Origin of the sequence: Mesorhizobium sp. CA7 (assembly GCF_020165015.1) — a bacterium.
GTDB lineage: Bacteria > Pseudomonadota > Alphaproteobacteria > Rhizobiales > Rhizobiaceae > Mesorhizobium.
The window spans coordinates 1-26350 of record NZ_JAIUHH010000018.1; the positions used below are offsets into that span (position 1 = coordinate 1).

Consider the following 26350-nt stretch of genomic DNA (forward strand, 5'->3'; position numbering starts at 1 on the left):
CCCGGCAGCGGCGACAGCCTGATCGGCCGCCTCGGCATCTCGGCCGACTATGAGGACCAGTGGGCCGACAGCGCCGGGCAGGTGAGCCGGGCGCATGTCTATGGCATCGCCAACCTTTATTACGACTTCCTCGACGGAACCGATGTCGATGTCTCGGGCGTGAAGCTTTCCAGCCAAAACCAGAAATTCTGGGGCGGCGTCGGCCTCGGCGGCTCGCTCGACTTCGGCGACGGCAAGTACTCGGTCTATGGCGAGGCGCTGGCCAAGACCAGCCTGGCGAGCTTCGGCGACAGCAATGTCGTCAGCGGCAAGCTCGGCTTCAGCGTGCACTGGTAGCAGCGTCAGCGGGGCACCGGACAAAGCTGTCCGCCGGTAGATTGTTCGGTCTCCAAAACCGCAAGTCGCAAATCCGAAGCCCTGCTGCCCGTGCCATTTTCCCGGGTCGCAAGCCGATGAGCGGCCGCTCCGGCGTTGAAAATCGGCGGACGGCTTGCCATATGGCAGGAATTGGGGCATAAGCCCCGTATAGCCGGGACGGGACGACTGGATGGTTCCGAGGCGGCGTTGAGACATAAAGCGGACCCTTGCCACTTGCGTGGATTAAGAATCGGTTTTATGTAGACAAGACAGACACGCGACGCGTGGAGCTGGGAAGCCGGCTTTACGCGTCTGATTTGCGTGGGTGAAATAGCGGCGCTGGTTCGCGCCGCATGAGCCCAGGCGGCACGTCCCGGTCAGCGGGATCATCCAGGAGGCCCGGCCAACGGGTCTCGAAAACAGGCGGCGCATGGCTTCGAAAACCACTAATCCCTTCACCTTTCTCCAGCAGGTTCGCGCGGAGACGGCCAAGGTGACATGGCCTTCGCGGCGCGAAACCATGATCTCGACCGTGATGGTCCTGATATTCGCGGTGATCGCGATGCTGTTCTTCTTCGCTGCCGATATTCTGATGGGCTATGCGATCGAGTGGATCCTGGGTCTCGGGCATTAATTCGGCGGATTACGGAGAGGTCGTGAAATGACTGCGCGGTGGTATATCGTCCACGCCTATTCGAACTTCGAGAAGAAGGTCGCCGAGGACATCGAGAACAAGGCCAAGCAGAAGGGCTTGTCCGGGGACATTGAGCAGATCGTGGTCCCGACCGAGAAGGTCGTCGAGATCCGTCGCGGCCGCAAGGTCGATGCCGAGCGCAAGTTCTTCCCGGGCTACGTGCTCTTGAAGGCAAATCTGACCGACGCCGTGTTCTCGCTGGTCAAGAACACGCCGAAGGTCACCGGCTTCCTGGGCGACTCCAAGCCCGTGCCGATCACCGAGACCGAGGCGCAGCGCATCCTGAACCAGGTCCAGGAAGGCGTCGAGCGGCCGAAGCCTTCGGTCACCTTCGAGATCGGCGAGGCGATCCGCGTTTCGGACGGTCCTTTCGCGTCGTTCAACGGCGTCGTCCAGGAGGTGGATGAGGAGCGGGCTCGCCTCAAGGTGGAAGTTTCGATCTTCGGGCGCGCCGTGCCCGTCGATCTGGAGTTCGGGCAGGTCGAAAAGGGCTGATCCGCATACCCGCGCCCGAAAGGGCGTCGGGATACCGCGCCGTAAGGCGTCGGGAGGCGGCGTGAACAGACGCCGCATGAACGGGTGGGAGGCGAAGGCGGCATAGCCGGCCGTCGGAACCGCACCACCAGACTGCAACCGCCGCGTTTCCCGGGTAACGGGGCCGGCATGAGAAAAGGCAGGAATAGAGATGGCTAAGAAAGTTGCAGGCCAGCTCAAGCTCCAGGTTGCCGCGGGCTCGGCCACGCCGTCGCCCCCGATCGGCCCGGCGCTTGGTCAGCGCGGCATCAACATCATGGAATTCTGCAAGGCGTTCAACGCGCAGACCCAGGAGCTCGAGAAGGGATCGCCGATACCGGTCGTCATCACCTACTACCAGGACAAGTCGTTCACCTTCGTCATGAAGACGCCGCCGGTGAGCTACTTCCTGAAGAAGGCCGCCAACCTGAAGTCGGGCTCCAAGGAGCCGGGCAAGGTCAAGGCCGGCACGATCAGCCGCGACAAGGTGCGCGCGATCGCCGAGCAGAAGATGAAGGACCTGAACGCAAACGACGTCGAGGCGGCCATGCGCATGGTCGAGGGTTCCGCCCGCTCGATGGGCCTGGAAGTGGTGGGCTAAGATTATGGCAAAGATTGCAAAGCGTGTTGCCAAGAGCCGCGAAGGCATCGATCCGAACAAGGCTTACGGCCTCTCCGAGGCGCTGCAGCTGCTCAAGGACCGGTCCGCGGTGAAGTTCGACGAGACCGTCGAGATCTCGATGAACCTCGGCGTCGATCCGCGCCATGCCGACCAGATGGTTCGCGGCGTGGTCAACCTGCCGAACGGCACCGGCCGCTCGGTGCGTGTCGCCGTGTTTGCGCGTGGCGACAAGGCCGAGGAAGCCAAGGCCGCCGGCGCCGATATCGTCGGCGCCGAGGACCTTGTCGACATCGTCCAGAAGGGCACGATCGATTTCGATCGCTGCATCGCCACGCCGGACATGATGCCGCTGGTCGGTCGTCTGGGTAAGGTTCTCGGCCCGCGTGGCATGATGCCGAACCCGAAGGTCGGCACTGTGACCACCGATGTGGCCGCGGCCGTCAAGGCTTCGAAAGGCGGCGCCGTCGAGTTCCGCGTCGAGAAGGCCGGCATCGTCCAGGCCGGCGTCGGCAAGGTCTCGTTCGACGTCAAGGCGCTGGAAGAAAATGTCCGCGCCTTCGCCGACGCGGTGACCAAGGCCAAGCCCGCGGGCGCCAAGGGCAACTACGTCAAGAAGGTGTCGGTCACCTCGACGATGGGCCCTGGCCTCAAGCTCGACATCGCGACGCTCGCCGCGTCGTAAGTGTCGGCCGATCGGGTAAGGCCGATCGCTAGGGCATGATCCCGAAAAGCGGGAACATGCTCCAGAAGAAAGAATTCCGGACCGCCGATCCGTCGGCGGCCCGGTACCCGGAAGCCGAAAGGTTTCCGGATATCCTGTCCGAGATTGCAGGCGGCCCAAAAGCCTTAATTCGATTGGGCCTGCATGAGACGGGTGAAGACCGGACAAAGGAGCCAAGCTCCAATGAAAGGTTCGAACCGTGTTTGCCTTTTGTCTGCGCACTATCCGGCGTGCCGGCTGGTGTGGCGAAAGGGGGCAGGATCCTCGAGCGTCGTTCGGGCGATCCGTTACTGGATGGCCCGGCCGGCAAAAGGCAACCGACGCCTGACCTCGTCAATGGGGCAGGGGTCAACTGGAGATAGGCAGTGGACAGAGCGGAAAAACGCGAACTCGTCACGGGCCTGAATGATGCGTTTTCAAGCGCTGGTTCAGTCGTCGTGGCCCACTACGCCGGTATCACCGTCGCGCAAATGAACGACCTTCGGTCGAAGATGCGCGCCGCCGGTGGCACCGTCAAAGTCGCGAAGAACCGTCTCGCCAAGATCGCTCTTCAGGGCACGGACTCCGCATCGATCATCGATCTGTTCAAGGGACAGACGCTGGTCGCTTATTCGGAGGATCCGATTGCGGCGCCGAAGGTCGCGTCCGATTTCGCCAAGGGGAATGACAAGTTGATCATTCTCGGTGGCGCGATGGGTGCGACCTCGCTCGACGCCGACGGTGTGAAGGCACTCGCCACACTACCGTCGCTCGACGAGCTGCGCGCCAAGCTGGTTGGCATGATCGCCACGCCGGCTACCCGGATCGCCCAGATCGTCAATGCGCCCGCGGCTTCGGTCGCGCGTGTCATCGGCGCTTACGCCCGGAAGGACGAGGCGGCATGAGGCCGTTCCTCGCTGTCAACAACACACGTTCGAACCTAGTGAAGGAATACAAAAATGGCTGATCTTGCAAAGATCGTAGACGACCTTTCGAAGCTGACCGTCCTCGAGGCGGCCGAGCTGTCGAAGCTCCTGGAAGAGAAGTGGGGCGTTTCGGCCGCCGCTCCGGTGGCGGTTGCCGCTGCCGGCGGCGCTGGTGCCGCTGCCGCTGCTCCGGCTGAAGAGAAGACGGAATTCGACGTCGTTCTCGCCGATGCCGGCGCCCAGAAGATCAACGTCATCAAGGAAGTCCGCGCCATCACCGGCCTTGGCCTCAAGGAAGCCAAGGACCTGGTCGAAGCGGCTCCGAAGCCGGTCAAGGAAGGCGTTTCCAAGGCCGACGCCGACAAGTTCAAGGCTCAGCTGGAAGCAGCTGGCGCCAAGGTCGAGCTGAAGTAAGCCTGTTAGGCGAGGGCGGACGGTCTCGCGCCGTCCGCCCCCTCCCTTGGACTGAGGGAGGGTTCTGTCACGCGAGGCGTTTGAAAACCTCTTTCCTGAGGGCCGAAAAGCGGCCTTCCGGAAACGGGTTTTCTCCCGTTTTAGCCGGTAGCCGCCAAGCGATTGGCCCAAGAAATTGGCAGGGGCGGCCGGAAAAACAGATAGGGGCAGCCGCCGAGGCAGCCCGTTGGTGCAAGGCGAGCCGCGGCGAGGTTCGTCCCGAGTTTATAGCTAAGGAGCGACGATGGCCCAGACCCAGACTTTCAATGGCCGCAGACGCGTACGCAAGTTCTTCGGAAAGATCCCGGAAGTTGCGGAGATGCCGAACCTCATTGAGGTCCAGAAGGCATCCTATGATCAGTTCCTGATGGTGGACGAGCCCAAGGGCGGCCGTCCGGACGAAGGACTGCAGGCCGTTTTCAAGTCGGTCTTCCCGATCTCCGACTTTTCCGGCTCCTCGATGCTGGAGTTCGTGAAGTACGAGTTCGAGGCACCGAAATTCGACGTTGACGAATGCCGTCAGCGCGACCTGACCTATGCTGCGCCGCTGAAGGTGACGCTGCGCCTCATCGTGTTCGATATCGACGAGGATACCGGCGCCAAGTCGATCAAGGACATCAAGGAGCAGGACGTCTACATGGGCGACATGCCGCTCATGACGTCGAACGGCACCTTCATCGTCAACGGCACCGAGCGCGTCATCGTCTCGCAGATGCACCGTTCGCCGGGCGTCTTCTTCGACCATGACAAGGGCAAGTCGCACTCGTCGGGCAAGCTTCTGTTTGCCGCGCGTGTCATTCCCTATCGCGGTTCGTGGCTCGACATCGAGTTCGACTCCAAGGATGTCGTGCATGCCCGCATCGACCGCCGCCGCAAGATCCCGGTGACGTCGCTGCTGATGGCGCTCGGCATGGACGGCGAGGAGATCCTGTCGACCTTCTACAACAAGATCACCTACAAGCGCGCCGGCGACCACTGGCGGATTCCGTTCAACGTCGAGCGTTTCCGCGGCCTCAAGGCCGTCGGCGACCTGGTCGACGCCGACACCGGCGAGATCGTGGTCGAGCAAGGCAAGAAGATCACCGCCCGCCAGGCACGTCAGCTCGGCGAGAAGGGTCTCAAGGCCATCAAGGCGACCGACGAGGACCTGCTTGGCAACTACCTTGCCGAGGACATCGTCAACTACGGCACCGGCGAGATCTTCCTCGAAGCCGGCGACGAGATCGACGACAAGACCCTGAAGGTGCTGCTCAGCACCGGCGAGGACGAGATCCAGATCCTGGACATCGACCACGTCAATGTCGGCGCCTACATCCGCAACACGCTCAACGTCGACAAGAACGAGAGCCGCCAGGACGCGCTGTTCGACATCTACCGTGTCATGCGCCCGGGCGAGCCGCCGACGCTCGAGACCGCCGAAGCCATGTTCAACTCGCTGTTCTTCGACAGCGAGCGCTACGATCTGTCGGCCGTAGGCCGCGTCAAGATGAACATGCGCCTCGAGCTCAAGGCTGAGGACACCGTGCGCGTCCTGCGCAAGGAAGATATCCTGGCCGTGGTCAAGACGCTGGTCGAGCTGCGTGACGGCAAGGGCGAGATCGACGACATCGACAATCTCGGCAACCGCCGCGTGCGTTCGGTCGGCGAGTTGATGGAGAACCAGTACCGCGTCGGGCTACTGCGCATGGAGCGCGCGATCAAGGAACGCATGTCCTCGATCGAGATCGACACGGTCATGCCGCAGGACCTGATCAACGCCAAGCCGGCGGCCGCCGCCGTGCGTGAGTTCTTCGGTTCCTCGCAGCTGTCGCAGTTCATGGACCAGACCAACCCGCTCTCGGAGATCACCCACAAGCGTCGCCTGTCGGCGCTTGGACCGGGCGGTCTGACCCGCGAGCGCGCCGGCTTCGAGGTGCGTGACGTGCATCCGACGCATTACGGCCGCATCTGCCCGATCGAGACGCCGGAAGGCCCGAATATCGGTCTGATCAACTCTTTGGCCACTTTTGCGCGCGTCAACAAATACGGCTTCATCGAAAGCCCGTACCGCAAGATCGTGGGCGGCAAGCTGACCAACGAGGTTGTCTACCTGTCGGCGATGGAAGAGGCCAAGCACTATGTCGCGCAGGCCAACGCCGAGCTCGACAAGAACGGCAGTTTTGTCGACGAGTTCGTCATTTGCCGTAATGCTGGCGAAGTGATGATGGCGCCGCGCGAGAACGTCGACCTGATGGACGTCTCGCCGAAGCAGATGGTGTCCGTCGCGGCGGCGCTCATCCCGTTCCTCGAGAACGACGACGCCAACCGCGCGCTGATGGGCTCGAACATGCAGCGTCAGGCCGTGCCGCTGGTGCGCGCCGAAGCGCCGTTCGTCGGCACCGGCATGGAGCCGGTCGTCGCCCGTGACTCGGGCGCTGCCATCGGCGCCCGCCGCGGCGGCGTGGTCGACCAGGTGGACGCCACCCGTATCGTCATCCGCGCCACGGAAGATCTCGATCCCGGCAAATCCGGCGTCGATATCTACCGGCTGATGAAGTTCCAGCGTTCGAACCAGAACACCTGCATCAACCAGCGTCCGCTGGTGCGCATGGGCGACCGCGTCAACAAGGGCGACATCATTGCCGACGGTCCGTCGACCGAGCTCGGCGATCTGGCGCTCGGCCGCAACGTGCTGGTCGCGTTTATGCCGTGGAACGGCTACAACTACGAGGACTCGATCCTGCTCTCCGAGCGCATCGTGGCCGACGACGTCTTCACCTCGATCCATATCGAGGAATTCGAGGTCATGGCGCGCGACACCAAGCTCGGGCCGGAGGAAATCACGCGCGACATTCCGAACGTTTCGGAAGAGGCGCTGAAGAACCTCGACGAGGCCGGCATTGTCTATATCGGTGCTGAAGTGCAGCCGGGCGACATCCTGGTCGGCAAGATCACGCCGAAGGGCGAAAGCCCGATGACGCCGGAAGAAAAGCTCCTGCGCGCCATCTTCGGCGAAAAGGCCTCGGACGTTCGCGACACCTCCATGCGCATGCCTCCGGGCACCTTCGGCACGGTCGTCGAAGTGCGCGTCTTCAACCGCCACGGCGTGGAGAAGGACGAGCGCGCGATGGCGATCGAGCGCGAGGAGATCGAGCGTCTGGCCAAGGACCGCGACGACGAGCAGGCGATCCTCGACCGCAACGTCTATGCGCGTCTTTCCGACGTGCTGGTCGGCAAGGAGGCGATCGCCGGACCGAAGGGCTTCAAGAAGGGCTCGAAGCTGTCGAAGGACACGCTCGACGAGTATCCGCGTTCGCAGTGGTGGCAGTTCGCCGTGGAGAACGAGAAGCTCCAGGGCGAGCTCGAGGCTCTGCGCGGCCAGTATGACGAGTCCAAGAAGGCGCTCGAGCAGCGCTTCATGGACAAGGTCGAGAAGGTGCAGCGCGGCGACGAAATGCCTCCGGGCGTCATGAAGATGGTCAAGGTCTTCGTGGCGGTGAAGCGCAAGATGCAGCCGGGCGACAAGATGGCCGGTCGTCACGGCAACAAGGGTGTCGTGTCGCGCATCGTTCCGGTCGAGGACATGCCTTTCCTCGAGGACGGCACGCATGCCGATATCGTGCTCAACCCGCTGGGTGTGCCGAGCCGCATGAATGTCGGCCAGATCCTGGAAACGCATCTGGGCTGGGCTTGCGCCGGCATGGGCAGGAAGATCGGCGAGCTGATCGACGCGTACAAGGGTGGCGGCGACATCAAGCCGCTGCGCAAGACGCTGGAAAGCTTCATGCCGGCCAACGACCGCAACGAGCCGATCCGCGAGTATGACGACGAGAGCATCGTTCGCCTGAGCGAGCAGATGCGCCGCGGCGTCTCGATCGCGACACCGGTGTTCGACGGCGCGCATGAGGCCGACATCAACACCATGCTGGAGCAGGCTGGCCTGCACACCAGCGGTCAGTCGCAGCTCTATGACGGCCGCACTGGCGAGCCGTTCGATCGCAAGGTGACGATGGGCTATATCTATATGCTCAAGCTGCATCACCTGGTGGACGACAAGATCCACGCGCGTTCGATCGGTCCGTACTCGCTCGTCACCCAGCAGCCGCTGGGCGGCAAGGCGCAGTTCGGCGGTCAGCGCTTCGGCGAAATGGAGGTCTGGGCGCTCGAAGCCTACGGCGCGGCCTACACGCTGCAGGAAATGCTGACGGTGAAGTCGGACGACGTCGCCGGCCGCACCAAGGTCTACGAGGCGATCGTGCGCGGCGACGACACGTTCGAGGCGGGCATCCCCGAGAGCTTCAACGTTCTCGTCAAGGAAATGCGCTCGCTCGGCCTCAATGTCGAGCTGGAGAACACCCAGGTCGAAGAGACCCCGACGCGTCTGCCCGACGCAGCCGAGTAAGGCATTGGCGCGCCGCGTTCTAAGCGCGGCGCGCCCTGAGCATGATCCCGAAAAGCGGTTACCGGTTTTCGGCCGCGATCATGCTCAACCAAGAAGTCTTCGGCCGGTTCGACCGGCCAGTCTGCGGACATTTCGTCCGCGATCGATGCAAGGGGTTATCGAGGACCCCGAAAAGGAGAACGGCATGAACCAAGAGGTCATGAATCTCTTCAATCCGCAGGCGCCTGCGCAGGTGTTCGATTCCATCCGGATCTCGCTTGCCAGCCCAGAGAAGATTCTGTCCTGGTCGTTCGGCGAGATCAAGAAGCCGGAGACCATCAACTACCGCACCTTCAAGCCGGAGCGTGACGGCCTGTTCTGCGCGCGCATTTTTGGCCCGATCAAGGACTATGAGTGCCTGTGCGGCAAGTACAAGCGCATGAAGTACAAGGGCGTCATCTGCGAAAAGTGCGGCGTCGAGGTCACGCTGTCGCGCGTTCGCCGCGAGCGCATGGGCCATATCGAGCTCGCCGCGCCCGTCGCCCATATCTGGTTCCTGAAGTCGCTGCCTTCGCGCATCGGCACGCTGCTCGACATGACGCTCAAGGACATCGAGCGCGTGCTCTACTTCGAAAACTACATCGTCACCGAGCCGGGCCTCACCGCGCTGAAGGAGAACCAGCTCCTCAGCGAGGAAGAGTACATGATTGCCGTCGACGAGTACGGCGAGGATTCTTTCACCGCCATGATCGGCGCTGAGGCCATTCATGACCTTCTGGCCGGCATGGACCTGGAGAAGATTGCCGGCGACCTGCGTTCGGAGCTGGCCTCGACCACGTCCGAGCTCAAGCAGAAGAAATACCTGAAGCGGCTCAAGGTCGTCGAGAACTTCATGGAATCCGGCAACCGTCCGGAATGGATGATCATGAAGGTGGTTCCGGTGATCCCGCCGGACCTGCGCCCGCTTGTCCCGCTGGACGGCGGCCGCTTCGCCACGTCGGACCTCAACGACCTCTACCGCCGCGTCATCAACCGCAACAACCGCCTGAAGCGGCTGATCGAGCTGCGCGCGCCCGGCATCATCGTGCGCAACGAAAAGCGCATGCTGCAGGAAGCCGTCGATGCGCTGTTCGACAACGGCCGTCGCGGCCGCGTCATCACCGGCGCCAACAAGCGTCCGCTGAAGTCGCTGTCCGACATGCTGAAGGGCAAGCAGGGCCGGTTCCGCCAGAACCTGCTCGGCAAGCGCGTCGACTATTCCGGCCGCTCGGTCATCGTGACCGGTCCGGAGCTCAAGCTGCATCAGTGCGGCCTGCCGAAGAAGATGGCGCTGGAGCTCTTCAAGCCCTTCATCTACGCCCGCCTCGACGCCAAGGGTTTCTCCTCTACCGTCAAGCAGGCGAAGAAGCTGGTCGAGAAGGAGCGTCCGGAGGTTTGGGATATCCTCGACGAGGTCATCCGCGAGCATCCGGTGCTCTTGAACCGGGCGCCGACGCTGCACCGCCTCGGCATCCAGGCGTTCGAGCCGATCTTGATCGAAGGCAAGGCGATCCAGCTGCACCCGCTGGTCTGCACCGCCTTCAACGCCGACTTCGACGGCGACCAGATGGCGGTCCACGTGCCGCTGTCCCTGGAAGCGCAGCTTGAAGCCCGCGTGCTGATGATGTCGACCAACAACATCCTGCACCCGGCCTCCGGCGCGCCGATCATCGTGCCGTCGCAGGACATGGTTCTCGGTCTCTACTATCTCTCGATCGTCAACCAGAACGAGCCGGGCGAAGGCATGATGTTTGCCGACATGGGCGAGCTCCAGCATGCGCTGGAGACCAAAGCCGTGACGCTGCACGCCAAGATCAAGGGCCGCTTCCGCAGCGTCGACGCGGAAGGCAACGTCGTGTCGAAGATCTACGACACCACGCCTGGCCGCATGATCATCGGCGAGCTTCTGCCGAAGAACGTCAACGTGCCGTATGAGACCGCCAACCAGGAGATGACCAAGAAGAACATCTCCAAGATGATCGACACCGTCTACCGCCACTGCGGTCAGAAGGAGACGGTCATCTTCTGCGACCGCATCATGGCGCTCGGCTTTGCGCACGCCTGCCGTGCCGGCATTTCGTTCGGCAAGGACGACATGCTGATCCCGGACACCAAGCTGAAGCTCGTTTCCGACACCGAGGCTTTGGCCAAGGAATACGAGCAGCAGTACAATGACGGCCTGATCACGCAGGGCGAGAAGTACAACAAGGTCGTCGACGCCTGGGCCAAGTGCTCGGAGAAGGTCGCCGACGAGATGATGGCGCGCATCAAGGCGGTGGAGTTCGAGGACAACGGCCGTCAGAAGCCGATGAACTCGATCTACATGATGTCGCATTCGGGTGCGCGCGGTTCGCCCACCCAGATGCGTCAGCTCGCCGGCATGCGTGGCCTGATGGCCAAGCCCTCGGGTGAAATCATTGAGACGCCGATCATCTCGAACTTCAAGGAAGGCCTCACCGTGCTCGAGTATTTCAACTCGACCCACGGCGCCCGCAAGGGTCTGGCCGACACCGCCTTGAAGACGGCGAACTCGGGTTACCTCACCCGCCGCCTCGTCGACGTGGCGCAGGACTGCATCGTCAACTCCGTGGATTGCGGCACCGACAAGGGCCTCACCATGCAGCCGATCGTCGATGCCGGTCAGATCGTTGCCTCGGTCGGCCAGCGCGTGCTGGGCCGCACTTCGCTCGACGACATCAATCATCCGGTCACCGGCGATCTGCTGGTCAAGGCCGGAACGTTGATGGACGAGCGCGATGTGGAGCAGATCGAGAAGGCCGGCGTGCAGTCGGTCCGCATCCGTTCGGCGCTGACCTGCGAGGTCAGGACCGGTGTGTGCGCGGTCTGCTACGGTCGCGACCTGGCCCGCGGCACGCCCGTCAACCAGGGCGAGGCCGTCGGCGTTATCGCGGCGCAGTCGATCGGCGAGCCGGGCACCCAGCTCACCATGCGTACGTTCCACATGGGCGGCACGGCGCAGGTGGTGGATTCCTCCTTCCTTGAAGCCTCCTATGAGGGCAAGGTGCAGATCCGCAACCGCAACGTGGTCCGCAACTCGGAAGGCCAGCAGATGGTCATGGGCCGCAACATGGCGGTGCTCATCCTCGATGAGACCGGCAAGGAGCGCGCCACGCACCGCGTCGCCTATGGTTCGCGTATTTTCGTGGACGATGGCGACAAGGTGAAGCGCGGCCAGCGTATCGCCGAGTGGGATCCCTATACCCGCCCGATCCTCACCGAAATCGAGGGCAGGGTGGCGTTCGAGGATCTGGTCGACGGCATCTCCGTGCAGGAAACGGCCGACGAGTCGACCGGCATCACTAAGCGCGAGGTCATCGACTGGCGTTCGACGCCGCGCGGCAACGACCTGAAGCCCGCGATCGCCATCCAGGACGCCAAGGGCAAGGTCGGCAAGCTGTCGAAGGGCGGCGATGCACGCTTCCTGCTTTCGGTCGAGGCCATCCTCTCGGTCGAGCCGGGCGCGCATGTGAAGCCTGGCGACGTGCTGGCGCGTATCCCGATGGAAAGCGCCAAGACCAAGGACATCACCGGTGGTCTGCCGCGCGTTGCGGAACTGTTCGAGGCTCGCCGTCCGAAGGATCATGCCATCATCGCCGAGATCGATGGCACGATCCGTTTCGGCCGCGACTACAAGAACAAGCGCCGCATCATCATCGAGCCGCATGACTCGACGCTCGAGCCGGTGGAGTACCTGATCCCGAAGGGCAAGCCGTTCCATCTCCAGGACGGCGACGTCATCGAGAAGGGCGACTACATCCTCGACGGCAATCCGGCGCCGCACGACATCCTGGCGATCAAGGGCGTGGAGGCGCTTGCCTCCTACCTCGTCAACGAGATCCAGGAGGTCTACCGTCTGCAGGGCGTGTCGATCAACGACAAGCACATCGAGGTGATCGTTCGCCAGATGCTGCAGAAGGTCGAGATCACCACGCAGGGCGATTCGACCTACATCCCGGGAGACCACGTCGATGTGATCGAACTGGAGGAGGTCAACGAGCGCCTGATCGACGACGGCAAGAAGCCGGCCGAAGGTCAGCCGGTGCTGCTTGGCATCACCAAGGCCTCGCTGCAGACGCCGTCCTTCATCTCGGCCGCCTCCTTCCAGGAGACGACCAGGGTGCTCACCGAGGCTGCGGTTGCCGGCAAGACCGACATGCTGCAGGGCCTGAAGGAAAACGTCATCGTCGGCCGTCTGATCCCGGCCGGCACGGGCGGCACGATGAGCCAGATAAGGCGCATCGCCACCTCGCGCGACGAGCTCATCATCGACGAGCGCCGCAAGGCCTCCGGTGTAGAGGTCGCCGAGCCGATGCTGACCGACATGGTCAACGCCGCGCAGTAAGCGCGATGAAATGAGAAAACAAGAAAAGGGGCCCGCGCGGCCCCTTTTCGCATTTTGGCTTGATGCAACGAGGAAGAGCTATGAGCCGCGAAACCTGGACGACTGTCGACGACTACATCGTTTCCTCCCTTTTCGAAGCGGACCCCGTGCTGGATGCCACGCTCGCGGCCAACCGCGACCACGGCCTGCCAGCGATCGACGTCTCGGCCGCGCAGGGCAAGTTGCTGTCGCTGCTGGTGCGTATTCGCGGCGCCAAGAAGGTGCTGGAGGTCGGCACGCTTGGCGGCTACTCGACCATCTGGATGGCAAGAGGATTGCCGGCGGACGGCAAGGTGGTGACGCTGGAGCTCGATCCGCATCACGCCAAGGTCGCGCGTTCGAACTTCGCGCGGGCAGGGGTTTCCGACAAGGTCGACCTGCGGGTCGGTCCAGCGCTGCAATCGCTTGCCGCGCTGGCAGGGGAAAATGCCGGTCCGTTCGACCTGATCTTCATCGACGCCGACAAGCCGAACAACCCGAATTATCTCGACTGGGCGATGAAACTCTCGCGCTCAGGCACGGTCATCGTCTGCGACAACGTCATCCGCGACGGCGCGGTCGTGAAAAAGAACAGCGGCGACGCCAATGTCGAAGGCGCTCGCGCCGCTTTTTCGTTCATCGGCGGCGAGAAGCGGCTGGACGGCACCGCCATCCAGACCGTCGGCGCCAAGGGCTATGACGGATTTACCATCGCGATCGTAGAATGAGGATGCCTAATCGAAGAACGCCTCGACCACATTGCGCTTGCCCAGCATGAACGCATCGGCGACGTGCTGCAGCGGCGCGAGGTCGACATCGGACGTTCCTGCGCGAACAATCTCGGCGAAGCGCTTGTAAAGCATCGGATATTCGGCCTCCGGCTCGTCATGGATCATGCGCCCGTCGACGGCGAGCTTGGCGCCGCCGCCCGACAGCACCATCCTGCCCTTGTCGGTCTCGGCGACGATGTCCCAGCTTTGCGGGCCGGTCTGCAGCCATTCGAGCTCCATCGTCACCGGCAAGCCGGTCGACGTGCGGAAGGCGACATGCGCCGCGACCGGTGCTGCGCGATTCTCGGGGAAATCGAGCACGGCCGAGGTGATGAACATCGCAGGCAAGATGTGTGTGGCGATCGACAGCGCGTTGATGCCGGGATCGAACACACCGAAGCCGCCCGGCTCCCAGATCCATTCCTGGTTCGGATGCCATCGCCGCACGTCTTCCTTCCAGTTGATGGCGGCCGAAGTCAGTCTGGCCGACGCAAGGAAAGCGCGCGCGGCCTCCACCGCCGGCGCGTAGCGCGAATGCCAGCTGGCAAAGAGCGAGACACCGTTCCTTTCGGCAAGCGCCTTGAGGTGCTCGACCTCGCTGACCGTGGCGCCCGGCGGCTTTTCGAGGAACACGTGCTTCCTTGCTTCCAGCGCGGTACGCGCGGCGTCGTAACGGAACTGAGGCGGCATGCAGAGCGAGACCGCCTCTAGGCCAGGTTCGGCCGCAAGCATCGCTTCGATGCTGGGATAGTTCGCAATGCCGTCCACCTTGCCGTGGCGGCTGGCCGCCGCTGTCAGTTGATAGTTGCCGTCCTTGGCGACCGCCGGCAGGTGCTGGTCGCGGACGATCTTTCCCACGCCGACGATGCCGAGCTTGATGGGATTGCTGGTCATGGGAACTCCAAGGAATGAAAGGGGGTGTCTAGGCGGGGCAGGTTTGTCCGGCGAGTATGACGCTGGCTGCGCTTTTCAGATCGGCTCTTCAAAGGTGACGATCGAAACCTCGCCCTCCAATGCGCCCTGATAGGCCGACAGATGCGGCTCGTCGTCGGGCTCGCCCTCCATGTCGCCGATCTGGTCGAGCTCGGCCTCGGCGTAACCTTCGGCGGCAAGCGATTCGAGCGCGCGGCGCACGGCAGAATCATCGTCGGGCGCCACAAGCATCACATGAACGCCTTCAGGCTTGCCGCCTTTTTTCTTCCAGACCCGTCCGGTGATGATCGTGACCGGCCGTTCTTCATTGTCGTTCACGGGCTGATTCCTCGTTTTCCCCGAGATTGTCCGATGCAAGCCGCCTTTTGGCACGAAGCCGGGCCACAGGACAGCGCAAAGCCGGTCACTTTCTTCCCCGCTCTTGAAAAAAGACGCAAGAAAATTACATGCGTTTTCCGCATGGCTGCCCAGCTTCGCGTTGGGCGCAATATTTGCCGGGCCGGGGTTGACGGTTAGAAGGCTTGCGAGTAGAAGCCGCCCTGTCAGAACCGATGTGAGGCTCTCCTGTCCGAAGCGACACGCTTTGGAGTTTGCCTCAAACAGGGTTCGTTTTACGAGCGAAAAGACATTTCCGGCGCGCATGAAGCGGCTTCCGCTTCCTCTGCAATTTGTTCGGGCAGGACCGCGAGACGCGGTGTGTTGCCCGAATTTGCGTATGGAAATGACGCTTTGAGCGGCCCCCTGACAGGGCAGACACGGAATTGAGAGACAAGAGGGTTTAATGCCTACCGTCAACCAGCTGATCCGCAAGCCGCGCCTGGCGCCGGTGAAGCGCAACAAGGTCCCGGCCATGCAGCAGAACCCGCAGAAGCGGGGCGTCTGCACGCGCGTCTACACCACGACGCCGAAGAAGCCGAACTCGGCGCTTCGCAAGGTGGCCAAGATTCGCCTGACCAACGGTTTTGAAGTGATCGGCTACATCCCCGGCGAAGGTCACAACCTGCAGGAACACTCGGTGGTCATGATCCGCGGCGGTCGCGTCAAGGATCTGCCGGGCGTCCGCTACCACATCATCCGCGGCGTGCTCGACACGCAGGGTGTGAAGAACCGCAAGCAGCGTCGTTCGAAATACGGCGCCAAGCGTCCGAAGTAAGGGTTTCCCATGTCCCGTCGTCACAGTGCAGAAAAGCGTGAGATCAATCCGGACCCCAAGTTCGGCGATCTGATCGTCACCAAGTTCATGAACGCCGTCATGTATGACGGCAAGAAGTCGGTTGCCGAGACCATCGTCTACGGCGCGCTGGACCAGGTCCAGGCCAAGACCAAGCAGGAGCCGGTCACCGTCTTCCATCAGGCGCTCGACAATGTCGCGCCGCATGTGGAAGTGCGCTCGCGTCGTGTCGGCGGCGCCACCTATCAGGTTCCGGTCGATGTGCGCCCCGAGCGTCGTCAGGCGCTGGCCATCCGCTGGCTGATCGCCGCCGCGCGCAACCGCAACGAGACCACCATGGTCGATCGCCTCTCGGGCGAGCTGATGGACGCGGCCAACAACCGCGGCACGGCCGTCAAGAAGCGTGAAGACACCCACAAGATGGCGGAAGCCAACCGCGCCTTCGCGCACTACCGCTGGTAAAGCGCGAACGAGACTGAGAGGCACCTCCCATGGCCCGCGAATACAAGATCGAAGACTACCGCAATTTCGGTATCATGGCGCATATCGACGCCGGCAAGACGACGACGACCGAGCGCGTCCTCTATTATACGGGCAAGTCGCACAAGATCGGCGAAGTCCATGACGGCGCTGCCACCATGGATTGGATGGAGCAGGAGCAGGAACGCGGCATCACCATCACCTCGGCCGCGACCACGACCTTCTGGAAGGGTCGGGACGGCAAGATGCGCCGCTTCAACATCATCGACACCCCCGGACACGTCGACTTCACCATCGAAGTCGAGCGTTCGCTGCGCGTGCTCGACGGTGCCATCGCGCTGCTCGACGCCAACGCCGGCGTGGAGCCGCAGACCGAGACCGTGTGGCGCCAGGCCGACAAGTACCACGTGCCGCGCATGATCTTCTGCAATAAGATGGACAAGATCGGCGCCGACTTCTACCGCTCCGAGGAAATGATCGGTTCGCGCCTCGGCGCGCAGGCCGTCGTCATGCAGCTGCCGATCGGCGCCGAGACCGAGTTCAAGGGCGTCGTCGACCTCGTCGAGATGAACGCGCTCGTCTGGCGTGACGAGACCCTTGGCGCTGCCTGGGATGTCGTCGAGATCCCGGCCGACCTCAAGGACAAGGCCGAGCAGTACCGCGAGAAGATGATCGAAGCCGCCGTCGAGATGGACGAGACCGCGCTCGAGAATTACCTCGAAGGCAAGATGCCGTCGAATGACGAGATCCGCGCGCTGATCCGCAAGGGCACCATCGCGGTCAAGTTCTTCCCGATGTTCTGCGGTTCGGCCTTCAAGAACAAGGGCGTGCAGCCGCTGCTCGACGCCGTCGTCGAATACCTGCCGTCGCCGATCGACGTGCCGGCCATCAAGGGCGTCGATGCCAAGACCGACGCCGAGATCGAGCGTCATGCCGACGACAACGAGCCGCTGTCGATGCTGGCGTTCAAGATCATGAACGACCCGTTCGTCGGCTCGCTGACCTTTGCCCGCATCTATTCGGGCAAGCTCACCAAGGGCACCTCGCTCGACAACACGGTGAAGGGCAAGAAGGAGCGCATCGGCCGCATGCTGCAGATGCATGCGAACTCGCGCGCCGACATCGAGGAAGCCTATGCCGGCGACATCGTCGCCCTGGCCGGCCTCAAGGACACGACCACCGGCGACACGCTCTGCGATCCGCTGCATCCGGTCATCCTGGAGCGCATGGAATTCCCCGATCCGGTCATCCAGATCGCCATCGAGCCGAAGACCAAGAACGACCAGGAAAAGATGGGCCTCGCGCTGCATCGCCTGGCGGCTGAGGATCCGTCCTTCCGCGTCAAGACCGACGAGGAAAGCGGCCAGACCATCATCGCCGGCATGGGCGAGCTGCATCTCGACATCATCGTCGACCGCATGCGCCGCGAGTTCAAGGTCGAAGCCAATGTCGGCGCCCCGCAGGTGGCCTATCGCGAGACGATCACCCGCACGCACGAGCAGGACTACACGCACAAGAAGCAGACCGGCGGTACCGGCCAGTTCGCCCGCGTCAAGATCATCTTCGAGCCGAACACCGAGAGCGAAGAGTTCGTGTTCGAGTCCAAGATCGTCGGCGGTGCGGTTCCGAAGGAATACATCCCGGGCGTCGAGAAGGGCATCAACAGCGTCATGGGTTCCGGCCCGTTCGCCGGCTTCCCGATGATCGGTGTCAAGGCCACGCTGGTCGATGGCGCCTTCCACGACGTCGACTCCTCGGTGCTGGCGTTCGAAATCGCCTCCCGCGCCTGCTTCAAGGAAGCCGCTCCGCGCCTCGGCGTGCAGCTTCTGGAGCCGATCATGAAGGTCGAGGTCGTGACGCCGGAAGATTACGTCGGCGGCGTCATCGGCGATCTCAACGGCCGTCGTGGCCAGATCCAGGGTCAGGAAGCACGCGGCGTTGCCGTCGTCATCAATGCGATGGTGCCTTTGGCCAACATGTTCAAATACGTCGACAATCTGCGTTCGATGTCGCAGGGCCGCGCCCAGTACACGATGCAGTTCGACCACTACGAGCCGGTTCCGACCGCGGTCGCCCAGGAAGTTCAGAAGAAATACGCGTAACTCGAGCGGGTTGCACGAGACCTTAATTCAAGGCCCGCACGGGCAAGCAGGATTGGAGAGATCACATGGCAAAAGGTAAATTCGAGCGCACCAAGCCGCATGTGAACATTGGCACGATCGGTCACGTCGATCATGGCAAGACGTCGCTGACGGCGGCGATCACGAAGTATTTTGGCGAATACAAGCGCTATGACCAGATTGACGCAGCACCGGAAGAGAAGGCGCGCGGCATCACGATCTCGACGGCGCATGTCGAGTATGAGACGGCCAACCGTCACTATGCCCATGTCGACTGCCCCGGCCACGCCGACTATGTGAAGAACATGATCACGGGTGCCGCGCAGATGGACGGCGCGATCCTGGTGGTTTCGGCCGCCGACGGCCCGATGCCGCAGACCCGCGAGCACATCCTGCTTGCCCGCCAGGTCGGCGTTCCCTCGATCGTGGTGTTCCTGAACAAGGTTGACCAGGTCGACGACGCCGAGCTGCTGGAGCTGGTCGAGCTCGAGGTTCGCGAGCTTCTGTCGAAGAACGAGTTCCCCGGCGACGACATTCCGATCGTCAAGGGTTCGGCGCTGGCTGCGTTGGAAGATTCCAACAAGACCATCGGCGAGGACGCCATCCGCGAGCTGATGGCGCAGGTCGACGCCTATATCCCGACGCCGGTTCGTCCGCTGGACAAGCCGTTCCTGATGCCGATCGAGGACGTGTTCTCGATCTCGGGCCGCGGCACGGTTGTGACCGGCCGCGTCGAGCGCGGCGTGGTCAAGGTCGGCGAGGAGCTGGAGATCGTCGGCATCCGTCCGACCACCAAGACGACCTGCACGGGCGTTGAGATGTTCCGCAAGCTGCTCGACCAGGGCCAGGCCGGCGACAACATCGGCGCGCTGCTGCGCGGCGTCGACCGTGAAGGTGTGGAGCGCGGCCAGGTTCTGGCCAAGCCCGGCACGGTCAAGCCGCACAAGAAGTTCGTGGCCGAAGCCTATATCCTGACCAAGGACGAGGGCGGCCGTCACACGCCGTTCTTCACCAACTACCGTCCGCAGTTCTACTTCCGCACGACGGACGTGACGGGCATCGTGACGCTGCCGGCCGGCACCGAGATGGTGATGCCCGGCGACAACATCACCGTCGACGTCGAGCTGATCGTGCCGATCGCGATGGAAGAGAAGCTGCGCTTCGCCATCCGTGAAGGCGGCCGCACCGTCGGTGCCGGCATCGTCGTCACCATCAAAGAGTAATTTGGACTGAAACCGATCTGTCGCGGGCGCGGGAGCTGCCCGCGCCGCGCCAGAACAAGGAATTGACGCATGAACGGACAGAATATCCGCATCCGCCTTAAGGCGTTTGACCACCGGGTGCTCGACGCCTCGACGCGCGAAATCGTGTCGACCGCCAAGCGCACCGGCGCCAACGTCCGCGGCCCAATCCCGCTGCCGACGCGGATCGAAAAATTCACGGTCAACCGGTCGCCCCACGTCGACAAGAAGAGCCGCGAACAGTTCGAGATGCGCACGCACAAGCGGCTGCTCGACATTGTCGATCCGACCCCGCAGACGGTCGATGCTTTGATGAAGCTCGATCTGGCCGCCGGTGTCGACGTCGAGATCAAGCTCTAAGGGAATGAGAGAGCGGTAAGGGGCGGTGCCCCTGGCCCGGAACTCTAAAGGAATTGAACCGATGCGTTCAGGTGTGATTGCAAAGAAGGTGGGAATGACCCGCATCTATAACGATGCCGGCGAACACGTTCCCGTCACCGTTCTCCAGATGGAGAACTGCCAGGTCGTGGCCCAGCGCACGCAGGAGAAGAACGGCTACACCGCCGTCCAGCTCGGCGTTGGCCTTGCCAAGGTGAAGAACACGTCGAAGGCGATGCGCGGCCATTTCGCCGCCGCTTCCGTCGAGCCGAAGGCCAAGGTCGCCGAGTTTCGCGTCTCCGCCGACAACATGATCGACGTCGGCGCCGAGCTGACCGTCGAGCATTTCGTCGCCGGCCAGAAGGTGGACGTCACCGGCACCTCGACCGGCAAGGGTTTTCAGGGCGTGATCAAGCGGCACCACATGGGCGGTGGCCGCGCCACGCATGGTAACTCGGTCTCGCACCGCACGCACGGCTCGACCGGCCAGCGCCAGGACCCCGGCAAGGTGTTCAAGGGCAAGAAGATGGCCGGCCACATGGGCGACACCCGCGTCACCACGCAGAATGTCGAGGTCGTCTCGACCGACGCTGATCGCGGCCTGATCCTGATCCGCGGCGCGGTTCCCGGCGTCAAGGGCGCCTGGATCCTGGTTCGCGACGCCGCCAAGGTTGCGCTGCCGGCCAATGCGCCGAAGCCGGCCGCGATCCGCGCCGCTGCCGCCAAGAACGAAGCCCCGGCCACTGAGGGAGCCGAATAATGGATCTCAAGATCACAACGCTGGGCGGCAAGGACGCCGGCAAGGTGGAACTCTCCGAGGAGATTTTCGGCCTTGACCCGCGCGAAGACATCCTGCAGCGCGTCGTGCGCTGGCAGCTCGCCAAGAAGCAGCAGGGCACACACAAGGCCAAGGGCCGCGCCGAAATCGCGCGCACCGGCGCCAAGATGTACAAGCAGAAGGGTACGGGCCGCGCCCGTCACCACTCGGCTCGCGCTCCGCAGTTCCGCGGCGGCGGCAAGGCACACGGCCCGGTCGTTCGCAGCCATGAGCACGAGCTGCCGAAGAAGGTCCGTGCGCTTGGCCTCAAGCACGCTCTCTCGGCCAAGGCCAAGAGCGCTTCGCTGATCATCGTCGACGAGCTGAAGCTCACCGAAGCCAAGACCAAGGCGCTGGTGGCGAATTTCGAGACGCTGGGGCTGACCAACGCCCTGGTCATCGGTGGCGCCGAGCTTGACCAGAACTTCAAGCTGGCCGCGACCAACATTCCGAACATCGACGTGCTGCCCATCCAGGGCATCAACGTCTACGACATTCTGCGCCGCGGCACGCTGGTCCTTTCGAAGGCCGCCGTCGAGGCTCTCGAGGAGCGCTTTAAATGACCGACCTCCGTCACTACGACGTGATTGTCTCGCCGGCGATCACCGAAAAGTCGACCATGGCTTCCGAGCAGAACCAGGTCGTCTTCAACGTCGCCAAGAAGGCGTCGAAGCCGGAAATCAAGGCTGCCGTGGAGGCTCTCTTCGGCGTCAAGGTGACGGCTGTGAACACGCTCGTCCGCAAGGGCAAGATCAAGCGCTTCCGCGGCACCGTTGGCCGCCAGGGCGACGTCAAGAAGGCGGTTGTGACGCTGGCCGACGGCCAGTCGATCGACGTCGCGACGGGTCTCTGAGCAAGGCCGCGAGGACAGGACAATGGCACTTAAGAAATTCAACCCGGTAACGCCGAGCACCCGCCAGCTGGTCATCGTCGACCGCTCGGGCCTCTACAAGGGCAAGCCCGTCAAGGGCCTGACCGAAGGCCTGACCAAGTCGGGCGGCCGCAACAACTACGGCCGCATCACGGCCCGCTTCATCGGCGGCGGTCACAAGCGTTCGTACCGCATCATCGACTTCAAGCGTAAGAAGTACGACGTCGTCGGCACGGTCGAGCGCATCGAATACGATCCGAACCGCACCGCCTTCATCGCGCTGATCAAGTATGACGACGGCGAGCTGTCCTACATCCTGGCCCCGCAGCGTCTTGCTGCCGGCGACAAGATCGTGGCCGGCGAAGCGGTCGACGTGAAGCCGGGCAACGCGATGCCGCTGGCCTCGATGCCGGTCGGCACGATCGTCCACAACATCGAGCTGAAGCCGGGCAAGGGCGGCCAGGTCGCCCGTTCGGCTGGCGGTTACGCCCAGCTCGTCGGCCGCGACCAGGGCATGGCGATCCTGCGCCTCAACTCGGGCGAGCAGCGTGTCGTGCACGGCTCCTGCATGGCCACCGTCGGCGCCGTGTCGAACCCCGACCACGGCAACATCAACGACGGCAAGGCCGGTCGCACCGTGTGGCGCGGCAAGCGCCCGCACAATCGCGGCGTGGCCATGAACCCGGTCGACCATCCGCATGGCGGCGGCGAAGGCCGCACCTCGGGTGGCCGTCATCCGGTTTCGCCCTGGGGCAAGCCGACCAAGGGCAAGAAGACGCGGTCCAACAAGGCGACCGACAAGTTCATCCTGCGCTCGCGTCATCAGCGCAAGAGCTAAGAAGAGGTAACGCCAAGTGACTCGTTCGATTTGGAAAGGCCCCTTTATCGACGGCTACCTTCTCAAGAAGGTGGACAAGGTTCGTGAAGGTGGTCGCAATGAGGTGATCAAGATGTGGAGCCGTCGCTCCACCATCCTGCCGCAGTTCGTCGGCTTCACCTTCGGTGTCTACAACGGCCAGAAGCACGTTCCCGTCTCGGTGAACGAGGACATGGTCGGCCACAAGTTCGGTGAATTCGCTCCGACCCGGACCTATTACGGTCACGGCGCGGATAAGAAGGCGAAGAGGAAATAATCATGGGCAAGGCCAAAGCTCCGCGCAGGCTTGCTGATAACGAGGCGCGTGCCGTTCTGCGCACGATCCGCATCAGCCCGCAGAAGCTCAACCTGGTTGCCGCGCTGATCCGCGGCAAGAAGGTCGCGACAGCGCTTTCCGACCTCGAATTCTCGGCCAAGCGGATTTCCGGCACGGTCAAGAAGACGCTGGAATCGGCGATCGCCAATGCGGAAAACAATCACGACCTCGACGTCGACGCTCTGATCGTGGCGGAAGCCTATGTCGGCAAGTCGATCGTCATGAAGCGTTTCCACGCTCGTGGCCGCGGCCGCGCCAGCCGTATCGAAAAGCCGTTCTCGCACCTCACGATCGTCGTTCGTGAAGTCGAGGAAAAAGGGGAGGCCGCATAATGGGCCAGAAAGTCAATCCGATCGGGCTGCGTCTCGGCATCAACCGTACCTGGGATTCGCGCTGGTTCGCGAACACCGGCGAATACGGCCAGCTGCTGCACGAGGACCTCAAGATCCGCAAGTATCTCGAGAAGGAACTCAAGCAGGCCGCGATCTCGAAGGTCGTGATCGAGCGTCCGCACAAGAAGTGCCGCGTCACCATCCACGCCGCGCGTCCGGGCCTCATCATCGGCAAGAAGGGCGCCGACATCGAGAAGCTTCGCAAGAAGCTGACCGAGATGACGAAGTCCGAAACGCACCTCAACATCGTTGAAGTGCGCAAGCCGGAAATCGACGCCACGCTGGTCGCCCAGTCGATCGCCCAGCAGCTCGAGCGCCGCATCGCGTTCCGCCGCGCCATGAAGCGTGCCGTTCAGTCGGCCATGCGTCTCGGCGCCGAAGGCATCCGCATCAACTGCTCCGGCCGTCTCGGCGGCGCCGAGATCGCGCGCATGGAGTGGTACCGCGAAGGCCGCGTGCCGCTGCATACGCTGCGCGCCGACGTCGACTACGGCACGGCCGAGGCGAACACAGCCTACGGCATCTGCGGCGTCAAGGTGTGGGTGTTCAAGGGCGAGATCCTCGAGCATGACCCGATGGCTTCCGAGCGCCGTGCAACCGAAGGCGATGCCGCGCATGGCGGCGGCGGTGCTGGCGGTGAGCGCGAACGCGGCCGCCGTCGCGAGAACGCCTGAGACATTTGAGAATTTGGAGTTAGAACGATGCTGCAGCCAAAGCGCACAAAGTTCCGCAAGCAGTTCAAGGGTCGTATCCACGGTGCCGCCAAGGGCGGCACCAACCTGGATTTCGGCGGTTTCGGGCTGAAGGCGCTTGAGCCGAACCGCGTCACCGCGCGCGAGATCGAGGCGGCCCGCCGCGCGATCACCCGCGAGATGAAGCGCGCCGGCCGCGTCTGGATCCGGGTGTTCCCGGACCTGCCGGTCACCTCGAAGCCGACCGAAGTCCGCATGGGTAAGGGCAAGGGCGCCGTCGACTACTGGGCGGCGCGCGTCAAGCCCGGCCGTATCATGTTCGAGATCGACGGCGTCAGCGAGGAGACGGCTCGTGAAGCGCTGCGTCTCGGCGCCGCCAAGCTCTCGGTCAAGACGCGCTTCGTGCAGCGCATCGCAGAATAAGGACAGGCGATCATGAAAGCCGAAGACATCCGGACCAAGACCCAGGATCAACTGACCGACGACCTGGCCGCTCTCAAGAAGGAGCAGTTCAACCTGCGCTTCCAGAAGGCCACCGGCCAGCTCGAAAAGACCGCGCGCGTGAAGCAGGTCCGCAAGGACATCGCGCGCATCAAGACCATCGCCGCGGAAAAAGCCGCGGCCAAGAAGGGTTAAGACCATGCCAAAGCGCATCCTGCAGGGCACCGTCGTCAGCGACAAGAACGAGAAGACGGTCGTGGTCAAGGTCGAGCGTCGCTTCACGCATCCCGTGATGAAGAAGACCGTGCGCATGACCAAGAAGTACAAGGCGCACGACGAGAACAACGCCCACAAGGTCGGCGACCAGGTGTTCATCCAGGAATCGAAGCCGATTTCCAAGGACAAGCGCTGGGTTGTCGTCTCTTCGGATCAGGCTTGATCCGGGCGAACGAACCGAATTTTGGACAGACCGGGGAGGGGTGAAGAACCCGTCCCGTTAGAAAAGAAGAAGGCGGCCAGTCATGATTCAGATGCAAACAAACCTCGACGTCGCGGATAATTCCGGCGCCCGTCGTGTCATGTGCATCAAGGTGCTGGGCGGCTCGAAGCGGAAATACGCCTCCGTCGGCGACATCATCGTGGTGTCGATCAAGGAAGCCATTCCGCGCGGCCGCGTTAAGAAGGGCGATGTGATGAAGGCGGTCGTGGTTCGCACGGCCAAGGACATCCGCCGCCCGGACGGCAGCGTGATCCGTTTCGACAAGAACGCGGCCGTTCTCGTCGACAATAAGAAAGAGCCGATCGGCACCCGTATCTTCGGACCGGTTCCGCGCGAGTTGCGCGCCAAGAACCACATGAAGATCATCTCGCTCGCGCCTGAAGTGCTGTAAGGAGCCGGACCAATGCAAAAGATCAAAAAAGGCGACAAGGTCGTCGTGCTTGCCGGCAAGGACAAGGGCCGTTCGGGCGAAGTCCTGTCGGTGCAGCCGAAGGAAGACACCGCGGTCGTCCGCGGCGTGAACCTCATTCGCCGTCACCAGAAGCAGACCCAGTCGCAAGAGGCCGGGATCATCACCAAGGAAGCGCCGATCCACCTGTCGAATATCGCGCTGGCCGACCCCAAGGACGGCAAGCCGACCCGCGTCGGCTTCACCATCCAGAAGGATGGCAAGAAGGTGCGCGTCGCCAAGCGTTCGGGAGAAGTCATCAATGGCTAAGGCTGAAACCAAGCAGGCAACTGCCAAGAACGAGCCGCGCCTCAAGAAGGTCTACAACGAGACCATCCGCAAGGCGATGCAGGAGCAGTTCGGCTACGACAACGACATGCAGGTTCCGCGCATCGACAAGATCGTGCTGAACATGGGTGTCGGCGAAGCAACCGCAGACTCCAAGAAGCCCTCGGTCGCGGCCGAGGATCTCGCGCTGATCGCCGGCCAGAAGGCCGTCGTCACCCGCGCCCGCAACTCGATTGCCGGCTTCAAGGTGCGCGAGAACATGCCGATCGGCGCCAAGGTCACGCTGCGCAAGGAACGCATGTACGAGTTCCTCGACCGCCTCGTGAACATCGCGTTGCCGCGCGTTCGCGACTTCCGCGGACTGAACCCGAAGAGCTTTGACGGCCGTGGCAACTACGCCATGGGCATCAAGGAACACATCGTGTTCCCGGAGATCAACTACGACAAGGTTGATCAGGTCTGGGGCATGGACGTCATCGTTTGTACGACGGCGAAGACGGACGACGAGGCAAGAGCGCTGCTCAAGGCCTTCAACTTCCCCTTCCGCCAGTAACGGCAGCGAAAAAGGAAA

31 protein-coding genes are annotated in these 26350 nt (G+C 62.9%); 29 read left to right on the plus strand and 2 right to left on the minus strand.

From position 1 onward, the window contains the following. From LB552_RS24195 to LB552_RS24245, 11 genes are all read left to right on the plus strand, one after another. Positions 1–336: autotransporter outer membrane beta-barrel domain-containing protein (locus tag LB552_RS24195; RefSeq protein ID WP_224610684.1), on the plus strand; the 336-nt coding region annotated here is incomplete at its 5' end. Positions 337–787: 451 nt separating this feature from the next. After that, the gene (secE, locus tag LB552_RS24200) at positions 788–991 is read left to right on the plus strand and encodes a preprotein translocase subunit SecE (protein WP_095765634.1); all 204 of its coding nucleotides are present in this window, start codon (positions 788–790) and stop codon (positions 989–991) included. 27 nt (positions 992–1018) lie between these two features. Next, entirely contained in the window at positions 1019–1546 is a 528-nt protein-coding gene (gene nusG / locus LB552_RS24205; RefSeq protein WP_140545994.1) for a transcription termination/antitermination protein NusG, read from the plus strand. 190 nt (positions 1547–1736) lie between these two features. Then, positions 1737–2165, plus strand: coding sequence for a 50S ribosomal protein L11 (rplK, locus tag LB552_RS24210; protein WP_095765524.1), 429 nt, complete (start codon positions 1737–1739; stop codon positions 2163–2165). 4 nt (positions 2166–2169) lie between these two features. Beyond that, positions 2170–2868 (plus strand): 50S ribosomal protein L1, encoded by a 699-nt coding sequence (gene rplA, locus LB552_RS24215; RefSeq protein WP_224532654.1) that lies wholly within the window; start codon positions 2170–2172, stop codon positions 2866–2868. A gap of 56 nt (positions 2869–2924) precedes the next feature. Continuing rightward, complete coding sequence (locus LB552_RS24220; protein ID WP_224610685.1) at positions 2925–3269, plus strand: hypothetical protein; 345 nt, start codon at positions 2925–2927, stop codon at positions 3267–3269. 3 nt (positions 3270–3272) lie between these two features. After that, the gene (rplJ, locus tag LB552_RS24225) at positions 3273–3791 is read left to right on the plus strand and encodes a 50S ribosomal protein L10 (protein WP_095765522.1); all 519 of its coding nucleotides are present in this window, start codon (positions 3273–3275) and stop codon (positions 3789–3791) included. 54 nt (positions 3792–3845) lie between these two features. Then, a complete protein-coding gene (gene rplL, locus LB552_RS24230; protein WP_059189560.1) occupies positions 3846–4226 on the plus strand; it encodes a 50S ribosomal protein L7/L12 in 381 nt (126 codons plus the stop codon). Between the two features lie 283 nt (positions 4227–4509). Beyond that, the gene (gene rpoB / locus LB552_RS24235) at positions 4510–8646 is read left to right on the plus strand and encodes a DNA-directed RNA polymerase subunit beta (protein WP_095765521.1); all 4137 of its coding nucleotides are present in this window, start codon (positions 4510–4512) and stop codon (positions 8644–8646) included. Positions 8647–8830: 184 nt separating this feature from the next. Beyond that, positions 8831–13027: a DNA-directed RNA polymerase subunit beta' gene (gene rpoC / locus LB552_RS24240; RefSeq protein WP_224610687.1), complete on the plus strand. Its 4197-nt coding sequence runs from the start codon at positions 8831–8833 to the stop codon at positions 13025–13027. 80 nt (positions 13028–13107) lie between these two features. After that, on the plus strand, positions 13108–13773 hold the full coding sequence (locus tag LB552_RS24245) for an O-methyltransferase (protein WP_224610689.1): 666 nt from the start codon (positions 13108–13110) through the stop codon (positions 13771–13773). A gap of 6 nt (positions 13774–13779) precedes the next feature. Here LB552_RS24245 and LB552_RS24250 read toward each other — a convergent pair whose 3' ends face one another. Together LB552_RS24250 and LB552_RS24255 are read right to left on the minus strand one after the other, a co-directional pair. Beyond that, positions 13780–14709, minus strand: coding sequence for a Gfo/Idh/MocA family protein (locus LB552_RS24250; protein ID WP_224610691.1), 930 nt, complete (start codon positions 14707–14709; stop codon positions 13780–13782). A gap of 75 nt (positions 14710–14784) precedes the next feature. Then, a complete protein-coding gene (locus LB552_RS24255) occupies positions 14785–15066 on the minus strand; it encodes a transcriptional regulator (RefSeq protein WP_095765518.1) in 282 nt (93 codons plus the stop codon). A gap of 463 nt (positions 15067–15529) precedes the next feature. Between LB552_RS24255 and rpsL the strand changes: the two genes are divergently transcribed. The 18 genes from rpsL (at position 15530) to rplE (ending at position 26332) form a co-directional block, all read left to right on the plus strand. Continuing rightward, positions 15530–15901 (plus strand): 30S ribosomal protein S12, encoded by a 372-nt coding sequence (gene rpsL, locus LB552_RS24260; protein WP_006202128.1) that lies wholly within the window; start codon positions 15530–15532, stop codon positions 15899–15901. Between the two features lie 9 nt (positions 15902–15910). Then, positions 15911–16381, plus strand: coding sequence for a 30S ribosomal protein S7 (gene rpsG, locus LB552_RS24265; RefSeq protein ID WP_027170372.1), 471 nt, complete (start codon positions 15911–15913; stop codon positions 16379–16381). A 29-nt stretch (positions 16382–16410) separates the two neighbouring features. Continuing rightward, complete coding sequence (fusA, locus tag LB552_RS24270) at positions 16411–18501, plus strand: elongation factor G (RefSeq protein ID WP_095765517.1); 2091 nt, start codon at positions 16411–16413, stop codon at positions 18499–18501. A 65-nt stretch (positions 18502–18566) separates the two neighbouring features. Further along, positions 18567–19742 (plus strand): elongation factor Tu, encoded by a 1176-nt coding sequence (gene tuf, locus LB552_RS24275; RefSeq protein ID WP_095765516.1) that lies wholly within the window; start codon positions 18567–18569, stop codon positions 19740–19742. Between the two features lie 69 nt (positions 19743–19811). Continuing rightward, complete coding sequence (rpsJ, locus tag LB552_RS24280; RefSeq protein ID WP_006205468.1) at positions 19812–20120, plus strand: 30S ribosomal protein S10; 309 nt, start codon at positions 19812–19814, stop codon at positions 20118–20120. A gap of 61 nt (positions 20121–20181) precedes the next feature. Next, positions 20182–20898: a 50S ribosomal protein L3 gene (rplC, locus tag LB552_RS24285; RefSeq protein ID WP_095765515.1), complete on the plus strand. Its 717-nt coding sequence runs from the start codon at positions 20182–20184 to the stop codon at positions 20896–20898. Further along, a complete protein-coding gene (gene rplD / locus LB552_RS24290) occupies positions 20898–21518 on the plus strand; it encodes a 50S ribosomal protein L4 (protein ID WP_095765514.1) in 621 nt (206 codons plus the stop codon). The genes rplC and rplD overlap by 1 nt, the downstream gene beginning before the upstream one ends. Further along, entirely contained in the window at positions 21515–21808 is a 294-nt protein-coding gene (locus tag LB552_RS24295) for a 50S ribosomal protein L23 (protein WP_040983033.1), read from the plus strand. The genes rplD and LB552_RS24295 overlap by 4 nt, the downstream gene beginning before the upstream one ends. Positions 21809–21830: 22 nt before the next feature. Beyond that, positions 21831–22664, plus strand: a complete 834-nt coding sequence (gene rplB, locus LB552_RS24300; RefSeq protein ID WP_126084116.1) for a 50S ribosomal protein L2 — start codon at positions 21831–21833, stop codon at positions 22662–22664. 16 nt (positions 22665–22680) lie between these two features. Next, positions 22681–22959 carry a 30S ribosomal protein S19 gene (gene rpsS, locus LB552_RS24305; protein WP_006205463.1) on the plus strand — a complete coding sequence of 93 codons (279 nt, stop codon included), beginning with the start codon at positions 22681–22683 and terminating at the stop codon, positions 22957–22959. A 2-nt stretch (positions 22960–22961) separates the two neighbouring features. Then, entirely contained in the window at positions 22962–23351 is a 390-nt protein-coding gene (rplV, locus tag LB552_RS24310) for a 50S ribosomal protein L22 (protein ID WP_006205462.1), read from the plus strand. After that, on the plus strand, positions 23351–24085 hold the full coding sequence (gene rpsC / locus LB552_RS24315) for a 30S ribosomal protein S3 (RefSeq protein WP_095765512.1): 735 nt from the start codon (positions 23351–23353) through the stop codon (positions 24083–24085). Before rplV ends, rpsC begins: the two co-directional genes overlap by 1 nt. A 27-nt stretch (positions 24086–24112) precedes the next feature. Beyond that, a complete protein-coding gene (rplP, locus tag LB552_RS24320) occupies positions 24113–24526 on the plus strand; it encodes a 50S ribosomal protein L16 (RefSeq protein ID WP_095765511.1) in 414 nt (137 codons plus the stop codon). A gap of 12 nt (positions 24527–24538) precedes the next feature. Further along, positions 24539–24739, plus strand: coding sequence for a 50S ribosomal protein L29 (rpmC, locus tag LB552_RS24325; protein WP_042642190.1), 201 nt, complete (start codon positions 24539–24541; stop codon positions 24737–24739). 4 nt (positions 24740–24743) lie between these two features. After that, positions 24744–24983 (plus strand): 30S ribosomal protein S17, encoded by a 240-nt coding sequence (gene rpsQ / locus LB552_RS24330; protein WP_023675136.1) that lies wholly within the window; start codon positions 24744–24746, stop codon positions 24981–24983. An 82-nt stretch (positions 24984–25065) separates the two neighbouring features. Then, positions 25066–25434: a 50S ribosomal protein L14 gene (rplN, locus tag LB552_RS24335; protein ID WP_006205457.1), complete on the plus strand. Its 369-nt coding sequence runs from the start codon at positions 25066–25068 to the stop codon at positions 25432–25434. A 12-nt stretch (positions 25435–25446) separates the two neighbouring features. Beyond that, positions 25447–25761 (plus strand): 50S ribosomal protein L24, encoded by a 315-nt coding sequence (gene rplX / locus LB552_RS24340; protein ID WP_095765510.1) that lies wholly within the window; start codon positions 25447–25449, stop codon positions 25759–25761. After that, positions 25754–26332 (plus strand): 50S ribosomal protein L5, encoded by a 579-nt coding sequence (gene rplE, locus LB552_RS24345; protein WP_095765509.1) that lies wholly within the window; start codon positions 25754–25756, stop codon positions 26330–26332. The genes rplX and rplE overlap by 8 nt, the downstream gene beginning before the upstream one ends. Positions 26333–26350: the final 18 nt, after the last annotated feature.